The sequence below is a fragment of the Rhodoflexus sp. genome, assembly GCF_053489755.1.
The window spans coordinates 20,627-33,353 of the sequence record NZ_JBRCHD010000016.1; the positions used below are offsets into that span (position 1 = coordinate 20,627).

The 12,727-nt window shown below is 47.5% G+C and carries 12 protein-coding genes; 9 read left to right on the plus strand and 3 right to left on the minus strand.

Features of this window, described 5'->3' with window-relative positions:
- Nucleotides 1-25 precede the first annotated feature (25 nt).
- Nucleotides 26-1,834: a tetratricopeptide repeat-containing sensor histidine kinase gene (locus tag ACWIP2_RS04010; protein WP_448518614.1), complete on the minus strand. Its 1,809-nt coding sequence runs from the start codon at nucleotides 1,832-1,834 to the stop codon at nucleotides 26-28.
- 68 nt (nucleotides 1,835-1,902) lie between these two features.
- Here ACWIP2_RS04010 and ACWIP2_RS04015 point away from each other — a divergent pair, with 68 nt between their 5' ends.
- The 8 genes from ACWIP2_RS04015 to ACWIP2_RS04050 all read left to right on the plus strand — a co-directional run bounded on the left by ACWIP2_RS04015 (nucleotide 1,903) and on the right by ACWIP2_RS04050 (nucleotide 9,774).
- Complete coding sequence (locus tag ACWIP2_RS04015; protein WP_448518615.1) at nucleotides 1,903-2,655, plus strand: LytR/AlgR family response regulator transcription factor; 753 nt, start codon at nucleotides 1,903-1,905, stop codon at nucleotides 2,653-2,655.
- Nucleotides 2,656-2,666: 11 nt separating this feature from the next.
- Entirely contained in the window at nucleotides 2,667-3,560 is an 894-nt protein-coding gene (locus ACWIP2_RS04020; RefSeq protein WP_448518616.1) for a hypothetical protein, read from the plus strand.
- 44 nt (nucleotides 3,561-3,604) lie between these two features.
- Nucleotides 3,605-4,540 carry a homoserine kinase gene (locus ACWIP2_RS04025; protein ID WP_448518617.1) on the plus strand — a complete coding sequence of 312 codons (936 nt, stop codon included), beginning with the start codon at nucleotides 3,605-3,607 and terminating at the stop codon, nucleotides 4,538-4,540.
- 74 nt (nucleotides 4,541-4,614) lie between these two features.
- Nucleotides 4,615-6,249: a tetratricopeptide repeat protein gene (locus tag ACWIP2_RS04030; RefSeq protein ID WP_448518618.1), complete on the plus strand. Its 1,635-nt coding sequence runs from the start codon at nucleotides 4,615-4,617 to the stop codon at nucleotides 6,247-6,249.
- A 67-nt stretch (nucleotides 6,250-6,316) separates the two neighbouring features.
- Entirely contained in the window at nucleotides 6,317-7,504 is a 1,188-nt protein-coding gene (locus ACWIP2_RS04035) for a hypothetical protein (protein WP_448518619.1), read from the plus strand.
- 66 nt (nucleotides 7,505-7,570) lie between these two features.
- The gene (locus ACWIP2_RS04040; RefSeq protein WP_448518620.1) at nucleotides 7,571-8,440 is read left to right on the plus strand and encodes a DUF2911 domain-containing protein; all 870 of its coding nucleotides are present in this window, start codon (nucleotides 7,571-7,573) and stop codon (nucleotides 8,438-8,440) included.
- Nucleotides 8,441-8,471: 31 nt separating this feature from the next.
- The gene (locus tag ACWIP2_RS04045) at nucleotides 8,472-9,230 is read left to right on the plus strand and encodes an alpha/beta fold hydrolase (RefSeq protein WP_448518621.1); all 759 of its coding nucleotides are present in this window, start codon (nucleotides 8,472-8,474) and stop codon (nucleotides 9,228-9,230) included.
- A gap of 1 nt (nucleotide 9,231) precedes the next feature.
- The gene (locus ACWIP2_RS04050) at nucleotides 9,232-9,774 is read left to right on the plus strand and encodes a hypothetical protein (protein ID WP_448518622.1); all 543 of its coding nucleotides are present in this window, start codon (nucleotides 9,232-9,234) and stop codon (nucleotides 9,772-9,774) included.
- Nucleotides 9,775-10,021: 247 nt separating this feature from the next.
- Here ACWIP2_RS04050 and folE read toward each other — a convergent pair whose 3' ends face one another.
- Both folE and ACWIP2_RS04060 read right to left on the minus strand, forming a co-directional pair.
- Nucleotides 10,022-10,780 (minus strand): GTP cyclohydrolase I FolE, encoded by a 759-nt coding sequence (folE, locus tag ACWIP2_RS04055; protein WP_448518623.1) that lies wholly within the window; start codon nucleotides 10,778-10,780, stop codon nucleotides 10,022-10,024.
- Nucleotides 10,743-11,150, minus strand: a complete 408-nt coding sequence (locus ACWIP2_RS04060; RefSeq protein WP_448518624.1) for a 6-pyruvoyl trahydropterin synthase family protein — start codon at nucleotides 11,148-11,150, stop codon at nucleotides 10,743-10,745. Before ACWIP2_RS04060 ends, folE begins: the two co-directional genes overlap by 38 nt.
- An 80-nt stretch (nucleotides 11,151-11,230) precedes the next feature.
- On the opposite strand from ACWIP2_RS04060, the gene ACWIP2_RS04065 reads away from it, so the two are divergent.
- Nucleotides 11,231-12,727 carry a phytoene desaturase family protein gene (locus tag ACWIP2_RS04065; protein WP_448518625.1) on the plus strand — a complete coding sequence of 499 codons (1,497 nt, stop codon included), beginning with the start codon at nucleotides 11,231-11,233 and terminating at the stop codon, nucleotides 12,725-12,727.

The following is a 12,727-nucleotide window of genomic DNA, read 5'->3' on the forward strand; positions in this document are numbered from 1 at the left end:
ATGCACTAAACTACTGCTCATCCGCCTACCGATACTTCAACGGAATCGTAAAAATGACTTTGGTGCCACTTTCGGGTGCGGCTTTATCTTCAATTGCGAAATCCACGCGGTAGTTCAGTTGCTTTTCCAGCAATTCCAAACGGCTTTCCAGAATTTGCGAAGCCATAGAGACATGGGCGCGTTCTGCTTTGTGCAGAGTTGCCGCTTCCCTGCCGATGCCGTTGTCTTCTATGCTGATTATCAGCGACTTGTCTTCTTTTTTCTCGAAATTGATTTGAATTTTTCCCTCGCCTGTGGTATTTTTCAGCCCGTGCTCTACTGCATTCTCCACGACAGGCTGCAACAACATCACAGGGATGAGTACTTCTTCTGTTTCCAGACTGTCATCTACGGTGATTTCATAGCTGAATTTATTGTCAAATCTTAGTTTTTGCAAGTCTAAATAATAGCCCAACATTGCTATTTCATCGTCTAAGGTGGTAAACTCCTTTTCCGATTGCTCCAAAGTCTGGCGCATCAGGCGAGAGAACTTAGCAATGTAGTTGCCCGCTTTTTTAGATTCATCTTTCACCAAAACATCCTGCACGGCAGCAAGTGCGTTAAAGAAAAAATGTGGGTTCATTTGCGCCCTCCGCCAGCGCTGCTGCGTGGTCAAAAGGTCAAATTTGGTACGCAACTGTTTGTTATTCAAAAAGATATATACAAAAGCAATGAGTAAAACGGCGCTGATAATGCTTCCGATCAGTAGGGCACTGCGGCGTTCCAATGCCAGTTGCTGAATGAGCGATTCCTGCTCCAAAGTCTTGATTTCGTTCTCTTTGGTTTCCAGATCGAACGCAGCCTGCATTTCTGTTACCTGCTTGCTGCGTTCGGTGTTGAATACGCTGTCGGCATACTGCTTGTGCAGTCTGTGTCGGCTGTAAGCGGCGCGAAAATCCCCGCGAACCGAGTCCAGCGCAGCATAAGTGCCGTAGAGTCGCGCCAACTCGCGGACTGCACCAATTTGCTGTGCTTCGCGGATGCCCTCTTCTATGTACTGTTCGGCGAGTTTGTAGTTGCCGCTTTCCATGTATTTTTCGCCGATGTTGTTGTAAGAAAACACCATCAGGTAGCGGTTTCCGATCAGTTTTTCAATCTCCAACGCTTCTAAATAGCATTTCAGCGCATCCTTTATTTTGCCCTGCTTTTCATAAATGCCTCCCAGAAAGTTAAGCGCATAGGCTTCGCCGGACTTATTGCCCAACTTTCGGTGCAGGGCGAGCGAGCGTTCTACGTAAGTAAGTGCTTTATCGGGCTGTTCCAAGATGTTGTACAGGTTGCCAATATTGCCCGAAATAATCGCTATTGGAAAGGGTTCTTGCAGGCGTTCCATAATTTTGAGCGCTTTGAACATGTAGTTAATCGCCTGTTTATAGTCTTTTGCGTCCTGATAAACGGCGGCGATATTGTTCAGTGCGCGGGCTGTTCCTTTGCGGTCGTTGAGTTTTTCATAAGTGCGGGCAGATTCTTGCAAATAGCCGAGCGATTCGCTGTGCTGCGACTGGTCGCCCAAAAGTGAGCCGAGCCGCAGCGCAGCATCTGCCACTCCGCGCTGCCATTCCTGCGTTTTAGCAAGCGTATAGGCTGTCTTGCAATTGGCGATGGCATCCTTATAGTTGCCTTTGTCCATTTGATTAGAAGCCAGCGCAATCAGCGTTTGCACCTTTAGGGTGTCAGTATCTTCCAGCTTGCCTGCTGCCTGCTGTAAACTATCGGCAGCAGTATTTTGCGCCAATAGCTGAACCGTCGCCGCCATCAACCACATCGGAAAGAATAGTAGGTAAAGCTGCTTCATGTCAATTTTTTGACGCAATTTAGCTATTGGAATGCTTTTTGGCAGCCATTTCCCTGAAAGATAAACCTATGAAAATTGTCGTAATTGATGACGAAGCACACCACAGAAGCTACCTCCAAGCACTACTGCAAGATTATTCTGCTGATATACAGGTGGTTGGCGAAGCAGACGGCGTAGCCGCAGGTGCGCGTTTGATTCGCGAACAAAGCCCCGACGTGGTATTGCTGGACGTAGAAATGCAAGACGGAACAGGCTTTGATCTGTTGCAAAAATTACAATCTGTTGATTTTCAAGTAATTTTCACTACGGCACACCAGACCTTTGCCGTGCAGGCATTCAAGTTCAGCGCGATAGACTATCTGCTCAAACCTGTGGAAGAGGATCTGCTGGCTGCCGCTTTGAAGCGCGCCTCTGAAAACAAGCGCCTCAGCGATGTGCAATTGCAACTGACCGCTTTGATGGGCAATATCCAGAGTCTGAGCAACGAACCTAAGAAAATCGTGCTGAAAGACGCGGACAATATTCACATTGTAGCCATCAGCGATATTATCCGCTTGGAGGCTGCCAGCAACTATACGCAGTTTCATTTAGCCGACAACCGCAAAATTATGATTTCCAAAACCCTGAAAGACTACGAGCGCCTGCTGGAAGAGTATTTCTTTTTCCGTTGCCACCAGTCGCATCTGATAAATTTGCATTATTTGCAGCGGATTGGTAAGAAAGACGGCGGCAGCGTGATTATGAAAGACAACACCGAACTGCCTTTGGCTACGCGTAAACGCGATGCACTCATCGAATTGTTAGAAAAAATTTTTTCCTAAACAACAAATCTATGAAAAATCAAGTGCGCTTTTTTGCGCTGCTTTTGACGCTCGTGCTTTCATGTGCCGTACAGGCACAAGTCAATCAGCAGAAAATCAAAGAGTTGCTGCCGGGCAAACGCTGGGCGCTGGCACTTTACATTGTAGAAAGTTCGCTGGGCAGAGATACTATCCTACGCGTACACGACTGCGCCAATGAATTTCTGGAGGTACTGCCCAACGGCTCATATATTTCCTCTAACCTGCGCAAGCCCGGCACCTGGCAGGTGGTGGACGATTCGACAGTGCTTTTCAAAAAGCCTTCGGGTGCAAAACTGATGATGGCAAAGATTAATTACCTGACGGCGGACAGCTTAGTCATTACCGATTTTGCCAAAAACAAGGATGCCTTTATTCAGACATTCAACAAGTGCCGCGCCGACGATGCTACTTTTGTGGATTCGCGACCCGAATTCAGTTTGCTGGAAAGCTGGTCGCTTATTGCAGGGGCGCAGTATTTCAGGGCGGGACTGGCAGAAATAGGCATTGCCAAAGGTGATTTGACGCTTTGGAACAGCATTTTGTACTCCTACGGCGCACACTTGGAGCTTGCGCCTCAGAATAACATCTACGGGCTGCTGGCACACGGCTGGATCGAGGACAAGCGCTTTTTGTTCGGTGCAGCGGCAGGTGCTTATTACGATACTCAAAATATCTTTCCTGTTTTTCGCCCTTCGTTGGGACTGACAGCTAAACAGTGGTTGCCCAAAGGCTATTCCTTGCATCTGGCTTATGGCTACAACTTCATTTTGAGTGAGCGACGCAACGAAAATATCAACCTGCATAACATCACGCTGCGCCTGCGGATTCCTTTCAGCAAGACCGAACGAAAAGTCCGCCGCTTTGAAAGTCAGGAGTATGAGTAAGTCAAATCCGAATTCGCCGCTATCTTTGAGCAATTAAAACGTCTATGTTAAAAGATTCGGTACGTGTCTATGCACCGGCAACAGTTGCCAATGTTGCCTGCGGTTTCGATGTCTTAGGCTTTGCCCTCTACGACCCGGGCGACGAGGTTGTGATGCGCAAAAACAATAGTGGCAAAACAGAAATTACGTTGATTACCGGCGACGGCGGCAAGCTCAGCCGCGACGCTTCCAAAAATACGGCAGGCGTAGTGGTAGATGCTTTTTTGCAGCACATCGGACAACAAACGGGTATTTCCATAGAGTTACATAAAAAAATGCCTTTGGGCAGCGGCTTGGGGTCAAGCGCGGCAAGTGCGGTAGCGGCGTTGTTTGCCATTAACGAACTGATGGGGCAGCCGCTCACGCGCATGGAAATGCTTCCCTTCGCCATGGAGGCTGAACGCCTTGCCTGCGGTGCGGCACACGCCGATAACGTCGCACCTGCACTGCTGGGCGGCTTTACGCTCGTGCGCAGCTACGAACCCTTAGACGTTATCAAGCTCAATACGCCGCCCGATCTGGTAGCTACCGTTGTGCATCCACATATAGAAATCCGCACAGAAGATGCCCGCAGCATCCTGCGCAAGTCGGTAACGCTCAAAGACGCGATTGTGCAGTGGGGTAACGTCGGTGGTCTGGTCGCCGGGCTGCTTATGTCCGACTACGGGCTGATTGGGCGCTCGCTGCACGACCAGATCGTAGAGCCGCTCCGTGCGCTGCTTATTCCCAATTTTGCCAAAGCAAAACAGGCAGCTTTAGATGCCGGTGCGTTGGGTTGCAGCATTTCAGGTTCGGGGCCTTCTGTATTCGCCCTCAGCACCTCGCCGCAGACAGGACAGCAGATTGCAGCAGCTATCACCGCCGCTTTTACAGAGGTAAACATTGCGACAGATTGTTACGTATCAACTATCAATGCCGAAGGGCCTCGCTTGTTGGATTAAATTTTCCGCCGGCAGAAGCTTTTTGGTAACAAAATTGCCTTTAACATTCTCATCCACCAATCCAACATAGCAAGATGATGCGAAATTACACCTTAGGTAGCCTATTTCTACTGATGTTGTGCCTGATGGCAATGCCTGCCGTTGCACAAAATTGGGATACATTTTTTACACAAGGACAACAGGCACTTGCAAAAAAAGATTACAAAGCTGCGGCTACCGCCTTAGAACGCGCCCTCCCCAGCGCCGAACAGGAGTTCAAAACGCAGCATCCAAACTACGTCAAAACGCTGTATGCTCTCGCAGAAGCATACAAAGGCTTAGGCGACACCAAGAAGGAGCGCACTTGCTACCTAACGCTGATTAACGTTAAAAAAGATTTGCGCGAAGACCGCACCAAAGAGTTTGCACAGTTGCAATTCCTGACAGCTGTTACTTATGTGCAAACTAAGGAAGCGGCCAACGCAGATAATTATTTTACCCAATCGCTGAACCTGCAACGCTACCTCAAGCAGGAGCAAACAGCCGATTTCGTCATTACCCAGCACGAATACGCACGCCTATTGCGCCTGATCAACCGCTTAGACAAGGCAGAGGCACAATATGTCCCCGCCTTTGAGCAAGGCATCAAAACGCTGGGCAACAAAAACCCGCGCATGGCTGAAATGGCTTCTGAAATGGCAGATGTCTATTTCCGCATGAAAAATTATGAAAAAGCCAATGAGTTTAACCTGAAATGGATAGAGTTGGCAAAAGCACAACAAGTTCCGGAAGCGCAGTACTACACGGCTTATCTGCAACTACATTTGGGATATAAATTCCTGAATAATCCGCAGGAAAGTGTTCGCTACGGAAACGAGTATATTAATGGTGTAAAAGCACACAACGGCAATAAACTGATTGAAGAATTAGACAAAATGCTGGCCAGCTACGCAGAGATGAATGCAACCGATGCAGCACTTGCAATCGCCCGCCAAAAAGCAGATGCAGTGAAAGCAGCTAAGACTGAGCAAAGCATGGAATTTGCAACAGCTCTTGCACAAGTGGCTGTTGCCGAACTACGCAAAGATAAAAGCGCAGAGGCAGAGAGCAGTCTTAAAAAAGCCATTGAAATCAGCAAAGCCAATAAAAAAACACCTGAGCACGAGACCCTATACGTAGAACAACTTGCGCAGTTGGCTGCACTCTACAAACAGATGGGCAACAAAAGCAAAGCAGAGTCTGTGCTGTGGGAAGTAGTCGAGCAATCTAAAAAACTTAACGACAAGCAGGTGCAACATGCCCGCGCCATTGACTCGCTTGCATTCTACTACGTTTCGATAGAAAATTTTTCTAAAGCCGATTCATTGTTCAAAGCCAACATAGAACTGCGTAAAAAGAACCTGACCGATAAGAGTCCGGAGTACGGCGCTTCATTGATGAATTATGCCGATTTCCTGATTGCGCAAGACAAGCCGGAGGTTGCCGAGCCGCTGCTCAAGCAGGCAAACATGATAGACGGCACCTATTACGGCAGAGGCAGCATCGAGTTTACGCGCAGTATGCTTAAATTAGGTGATTTAGCCGCATTGCGTAAGAACTATCCCGAAGCACTGCGCATCTACAGAAGTATGCTGAATAACCAGCGCAAACTGCAAGGCGAACAAAGCCCTGACTATCAGGCTACACTCAAAAAGATTGCGGACATCACTGCTGAAATGAACAAGAAATAAAATTTATGCCGCAAATATTCGTTGCTTATGTACAAATCCTTATTAAGACTCTGACATATTAAATCCTATGGTACGTATCATTGCTGTTTGTTTACACGCTCTGTTGCTCGGATCTTTTTCCGTATTGGCTCAAGACGAGCCTATCCAATTGGAAAATGTGCGTGTGTTGCTGGATGGCGGTAATAAGTTTACGTCAAGCCCAATAGTTACACTCAAAATAGAGGCTGCCGGAGCGCGTCAGATGATGGTAAGCCGCTCTCCTAATATGGAAGGTGCTGTGTGGCAGGAATTTAAAAACGACTACGGGCAGATTAATCTTGGCAATGAAGAAGGTGAAAAAAAGGTTTATGTAAAACTCAAAGACAAGTACGGCAACGTTACCGAACCAATTGAAGCTAAAATCTTGCTGGATCGTACACCCCCAAAAAATCCTAAAATCACGATCAATGCAGAAGGCGGATTTGTAAACAATCCAGAGCGAATGGTAACGTTAGAAATACACGCGGACGATGCCAAATACATGATGATCAGCAACTTAGCGACTTTTAAAGATGCACGCTGGCAGGTCTATCGCCCGAACGTACCTAATTGGAAGTTAGAGCCCGGCGAAGGGCCCCGAAAAGTGTTTGTCAAGTTTCGCGATGAGGCACGCAACGAGTCTGCCGTAGCTTCTGCCGAAATCTTTGTAGATGCAGTACCGCCTTTAGATCCGCGCATTACTATTAACGGCGACCAGAAATTTACAAACGATGCCAGCGGGAAGGTTATGCTGACTATCTTTGCACGTGGAGCTAAGGACATGAAGGTGAGTGAAAAAAGCGACTTTTCCGATGCTGAATGGCAGCCCTACAAAACTACTATGGAATGGAGGTTCGATCCGGAACAGCAGGGTGAGCGAGTAATATTCGTCAAGTTTCGCGATCAGGCACAGAATGAATCTGCCGTTGCCTCTGATAATATTATCTTCGACAGCACGCCCCCTGAAGACTGTTCGATTGTAATCAACGATGGGGCTAAATACGCTGAAAACCCCGATAGATTTGTTGACCTGAAACTCTCTGCTAAGGGCGCGGTCTTTATGATGATTAGCAACAACCTCAATTTTGCAGGTGCGCGATGGGAACCCTTCCGTGAGTATTATCCCAAGTGGCGACTGGCGGGCGATAACGGCGAAAAGACAGTTTACGTCCGCTTTAAAGATGAGTACGGCAACGAAACGGGTATTGTCAAAGCCAGCATCATTCTGGCAATTTAGCACACGTCTGCACATTAGCCTAAAGTTAGCGATGAGAAGGTTTTTCTTATCGCTAATTTTGCTTGTATGATACAGCAATCTTTTGTAGCATGGGTGCTGATAGCACTGCTCATTGGCCTTGGCTTGTCGGCGCAGGCACAGGAATTACCACTTGCCAGCCCTCGTTGTGAGTATAGCCAAATAGTAGGACTTACCAAAATCAGCATGAACTATGGTCGCCCGGGAGTGAAGGGTAGAAAAATATGGGGTAGTCTCGTGCCTTACGATGTAACATGGCGTACAGGGGCTAACGAAGCTACGGTGATTACTTTTTCTGACGATGTGTGGCTAAATGATCTGCGGATTGCAGCAGGCAGCTATGCTTTGTACACCATCCCGCATCGGCGCGGCGATTGGGACGTGATCTTGAACCGGAATGTACGTTCGTGGGGCACAACCGGTTTCCGACCTGAAGACAATGTGCTTTCGATCAAAGCCCGCAGTCGCAAAATCCCGTTTACAGAAACTTTTACGCTGGACATAGAAAATCTGACGCGTACAACGGCGCAGTTGGTAATGCGATGGGAGCGCATCGCTGTCAGCATCCTCATCCGCGTAGAGGTAGATGAAAAAGCCAACCGAAATATAACCGAAGCAATCCGCACGGCAGGCAACAACTGGAAGGTATATGCCAATGCCGCCGAGTATTGCCTGCGCAATAATATCCGACTTAGCGAGGCAAAAGAGTGGATAGACAAAGCAATGGAACTGAAACCGGATAATTTTTTTCCGCATTGGCTACGCGCAGACTATGCCGCGCTGCAAGGTAATTTTAAGGAAGCGATCATAGCCGCGCAAGAAGCTATGCGGCTGGGTATCGCAGAGAACGGAAGCAATTTTTTATACAAACAAGACTTAGAAAAATCAATTGCTTTATGGCGTTCTAAAATCAACTGATTATTTTGCCGAACTGTTCAAAAAGCATGCTATGCAATATCAGATACATCAGACGAAAGATTTCCGCTACATTGATGAGGGGCAGGGCGAAACGATGCTGTTGCTGCACGGACTTTTTGGCGCACTTAGCAACTGGGAACACGTAGTTACACACTTTTCGAGCCGTTACCGTGTAGTAATTCCCATGCTGCCCATCTACGACATGCCGCTGTCCAATGCCGGGCTGGAAGGGCTGACAGCTTTTGTCTCTGACTTTTTGAAAGAAGTGCCTTTAGGCAAACTGACACTGCTTGGTAATTCATTGGGGGGGCATATTGCGCTTATTTTTGCGCGGAAAAATCCTGCAATGGTGCGGCGCATCGTCCTGACAGGCAGCTCAGGGCTGTTCGAAAATGCCATGGGAGGCTCGTATCCCAAGCGCGGTAACTACGAGTTTGTCAAGGAGCGCGTTGAATATACTTTCTACGACCCCAACGTGGCTACTACCGAACTCGTAGATGAGGTTTTTGAGGTTACCAAAAGCATTAGTAAATGTATGCGGATGGTTGCTATTGCCAAGTCTGCACAGCGCAATAATTTGGCAAGCGAACTTTCGCATATCAAAGCGCCCACACTGCTGATCTGGGGGCTGAATGATACCATTACCCCCCCCAATGTCGCTCACGAGTTTGACGAGTTGATCCCTAATACTGAGTTGCGATTCATAGATAATTGTGGGCATGCACCGATGATGGAGCATCCCGAACTTTTCAATCGCTATGTTGACGATTTTTTGTTGAGAAATCCCTAAGATGAGCAACAACGAATTTTCTACCGAAAGTTTGATTACAACGATTGCCGTCATGCTGTTTGCGCTGACGGTCATTTTTCTTTTTCTGGTCAATAAGTCGCAGTGGATCGAAGAAAAAAAGGAAATGCAGATCCGCTACGACAGCCTGAGGATAGCTCAAAGCGGTTGGGGAAGCAAAGCACAAGAGGCACTCATCGCAGATTCTTTGCAAAAGCAGTATTTTCGCAACAATCGGTACGATCCTCTGGTCAGCAATGATTTTCGCATGTATGGACTGTTTAAAGATTTTGATAATACCTACACCATCAGCGAAGTAGCAGCGAAATTCAACATTTCCAACGTTAGGTCTATCAAAGTAAGTGAGGCAGATGGACAAAACTGGTACATCGTTCCTGTTAAGGGCATTCATCTGGTTCGCCCAAGAGAAACGATAGGAAGTATCGCTCGCTACTACTACCGCAACCTTTCCGACTCGGTATTGATTAAACGCTTCAACCAACGAATCATTAGCGGGCAAGTAATTTTTATTCCTTTCGACAAGTGAGTGATCAGTCAAGTCAAAGTGCGCTTATTGCTTTTAAGCCCTGTTGTGCTGCACGCCTGCAATCGTCTCATGGTGTTTTAGTCAATAAAATTACACTCAGATGAATCACCTACCATGCAGTTTTTATTCCGTATGGATTGTATGTTGGTAGCATACACCCGTATTTTGCCTAAAAACCAAAGATAATCCAAACAATTAGAGGCTGCCCGGATAGTCAGGACAGCCTCGCGGGAAATTTTATCGGCTGTTATGCCTTGTTGTAAACATATTTCAGAAACTCGCTGCGAACAGATTCATCTTTGAACTTACCGCCGTAAAATGAAGTTACAGTACTTGAATTAACATCCTGTACGCCGCGCGAACATACACACATGTGCGTAGCATCCATAATTACGGCAACGTCTTCAGTTTGTAGTACCTCCTGAAGCTCCTTAGCAATCTGATTGGTAAGGCGCTCCTGTACTTGCGGGCGGCGCGAGAAATACTGTACAATTCGGTTCAACTTAGACAGTCCAATTACCTTACCGCTGGAAATATAGGCAACGTGGGCGCGTCCAAAAATCGGAACAAAATGGTGTTCACAGTTTGAATAAAATGTGATGTCGCGCTCTACCAGCATTTCTCCGTATTGAAATTTATTGTCAAAAAGTTTAACAGCAGGCTTGTGCGCAGGATTAAGTCCGCTAAAAATTTCTTTGACATACATTTTCGCAACCCGGTGCGGAGTTCCCTTGAGACTGTCATCGGTCAGGTCTAAACCGAGGATGTCCATGATATGACGAAAATGTTCTTCTATTTTCTTGATTTTTGTTGCATCGTCCATCGCAAAGGCATCTGCCCGCATAGGAGTGTCATAAGAGGTTGCGACGTGTTCGTCGCCGATTTGGTCTATGAGGTCTTCAATGCTGTGGTCGTGGTCGCAACTGCAATCATGTGCATGACCGTTTTTGTGGGCATGCCCATTACCGTTAGGCTGGAAATTCAACAAAATTTCGTTCTGTTTCATAAAGTGTTACTTTTAGGTCGAGTGATGGATGGATGTGTTCCCTTAAAAGATGCCAAATAACCACAGCAATATTCTCTGCAGTTGGGTTGAGATTCTTGAAGTCATCTACATCTAAGTTTAAATTTTTGTGATCAAAACGGTCGGTTACGTGTTCCTTAATCAGGTCTGAGAGAACTTTCATGTCCATTACATAACCTGTTTTAGGATCCGGTTCGCCTACGACTTTCACAATCAGGTCGTAGTTATGCCCGTGATAGTTTGCGTTATTACATTTGCCAAAAATCTTTGCGTTTTCCTCTTCGCTCAATGCAGGGTTGTGTAGGCGATGGGCAGCGTTAAAATGTTCTTTTCTACAAACAGCTACTTTCATGTCTTAGTTCAAACCATAGTTAAAACCTTCTTAGGCTTCGTTTTGTTTAACCTTTGCCTGAATATAATTAGACAATTGGATTGGAAACGACATTTGATGCAGTGATTATTGGCAGCGGTATGGGGTCTCTAAGCGCTGCGGCGCTGCTGGCTGCCGATGGGTTAAAGGTAGCTGTTTTGGAACAAAACTGGCTGCCCGGCGGCTGTACAAGCGCTTACTGGCGCAAAGGATTTGTATTTGAAGCCGGTGCAACTACACTGGTGGGTTTAGACGAAGGTATGCCTTTGTGGGCAGTTTTGCAGCGAACAGGTATCCGAATCAATGCCGTACCTCTGCAAATCCCTATGCGCGTTCATCTGGCAAACGGAGAAGTGCTCACCCGGTATCAGGATCTGAACCAATGGATCGCCGAGGCAGAGCGCGTATTCGGTGCAAGTGGTCAGCGGGCTTTTTGGGAATTTTGCTACCGTATCAGCCGGTTTGTGTGGCGAACTTCGCTGCGGCAGACGGCTTTCCCCCCCACTTCAGCAGGCGACCTGCTGCAATGTGCACTGCGGGCAACACCCGAACAACTGCGCTATGCAGGCTATTCACTCTTCTCTACCGAGTGGCTGCTCAAAAAGTTTGGGCTGGATCGAAACGAACTTTTCGTTAGCTTTGTCAACGAACAGTTGTTGATCACTGCGCAAAATTATGCCTCAGAAGTCAATGTACTTTTCGGTGCAACGGCGCTATGTTACACTAATTTTGGCAACTATTACGTCAACGGCGGGCTGATTAATCTGGTGCAGCCGTTCGTGGACTACATCAAGCAGCGCGGTGGACAGGTTTTTCTGCGGCACAAGGTTATAGCCGTAAGTCCGAATGCGGAGGGTTATCGGGTCAGGGCGCAGATCAAAGGCAAGGAAGTAATTGATTTTCAGTGTCGTTTCCTGATTTCAGGAATTCCGATTAATAACACGCTGCCGCTTTTCAATGGCAGTACACCCACTGCTGTACAAAAACGCCTACAGCAATTGGAGCGCCTAATGATGGATTCACCGCAACTCAACAGTGCCTTCCAAATGGGCATCGGGTTTCGCCCGCACAAACGATATGACTGCCTGCATCATCAAATTCACCTGCGCGAGCCGCTGCCGGAAACAGGTTCTGCAAGCATTTTCCTGAGCCTGAACCACCCCGATGATGCTACGCGCAGCGACGAGCCGGGACTTGCCGTTGCTTCTGTAAGTACACACGTAGCCAATCCGGAAAAGAACATGCACTTCGACAAGGCGCTGGCAGAGCAGGCTGTTATCAGCAGGCTGGCAGAACTTGTCCTCATCAAGCCCGAAAATATTGTTTACGCCCACTCTTCCACTCCTGCAGCTTGGGAAAAATGGACGCAGCGCAAGTTTGGCTTCGTCGGTGGCTATCCGCAGTTGATGCGCATTAAGCCATGGCAGATGCTCGATGCGCGTTTAGACGGACACCGCGCTTACATTTGCGGCGATACGACCTATCCGGGACAAGGCATACCCGGAGTTGCGCTGAGCGGAATTATTGCCTATGAAAAACTGAAGCGCGACTGGCTCTAA

What these genes read in the sequence shown, in the direction of transcription:
- ACWIP2_RS04010 (WP_448518614.1), bottom strand. Translation starts at nt 1,834, where the DNA reads ATGAAGCAGCTTTACCTACTATTCTTTCCGATGTGGTTGATGGCGGCG.
- ACWIP2_RS04040 (WP_448518620.1), top strand. Translation starts at nt 7,571, where the DNA reads ATGATACAGCAATCTTTTGTAGCATGGGTGCTGATAGCACTGCTCATT.
- ACWIP2_RS04015 (WP_448518615.1), top strand. Translation starts at nt 1,903, where the DNA reads ATGAAAATTGTCGTAATTGATGACGAAGCACACCACAGAAGCTACCTC.
- ACWIP2_RS04030 (WP_448518618.1), top strand. Translation starts at nt 4,615, where the DNA reads ATGATGCGAAATTACACCTTAGGTAGCCTATTTCTACTGATGTTGTGC.
- folE (WP_448518623.1), bottom strand. Translation starts at nt 10,780, where the DNA reads ATGAAACAGAACGAAATTTTGTTGAATTTCCAGCCTAACGGTAATGGG.
- ACWIP2_RS04035 (WP_448518619.1), top strand. Translation starts at nt 6,317, where the DNA reads ATGGTACGTATCATTGCTGTTTGTTTACACGCTCTGTTGCTCGGATCT.
- ACWIP2_RS04025 (WP_448518617.1), top strand. Translation starts at nt 3,605, where the DNA reads ATGTTAAAAGATTCGGTACGTGTCTATGCACCGGCAACAGTTGCCAAT.
- ACWIP2_RS04050 (WP_448518622.1), top strand. Translation starts at nt 9,232, where the DNA reads ATGAGCAACAACGAATTTTCTACCGAAAGTTTGATTACAACGATTGCC.
- ACWIP2_RS04060 (WP_448518624.1), bottom strand. Translation starts at nt 11,150, where the DNA reads ATGAAAGTAGCTGTTTGTAGAAAAGAACATTTTAACGCTGCCCATCGC.
- ACWIP2_RS04045 (WP_448518621.1), top strand. Translation starts at nt 8,472, where the DNA reads ATGCAATATCAGATACATCAGACGAAAGATTTCCGCTACATTGATGAG.
- ACWIP2_RS04020 (WP_448518616.1), top strand. Translation starts at nt 2,667, where the DNA reads ATGAAAAATCAAGTGCGCTTTTTTGCGCTGCTTTTGACGCTCGTGCTT.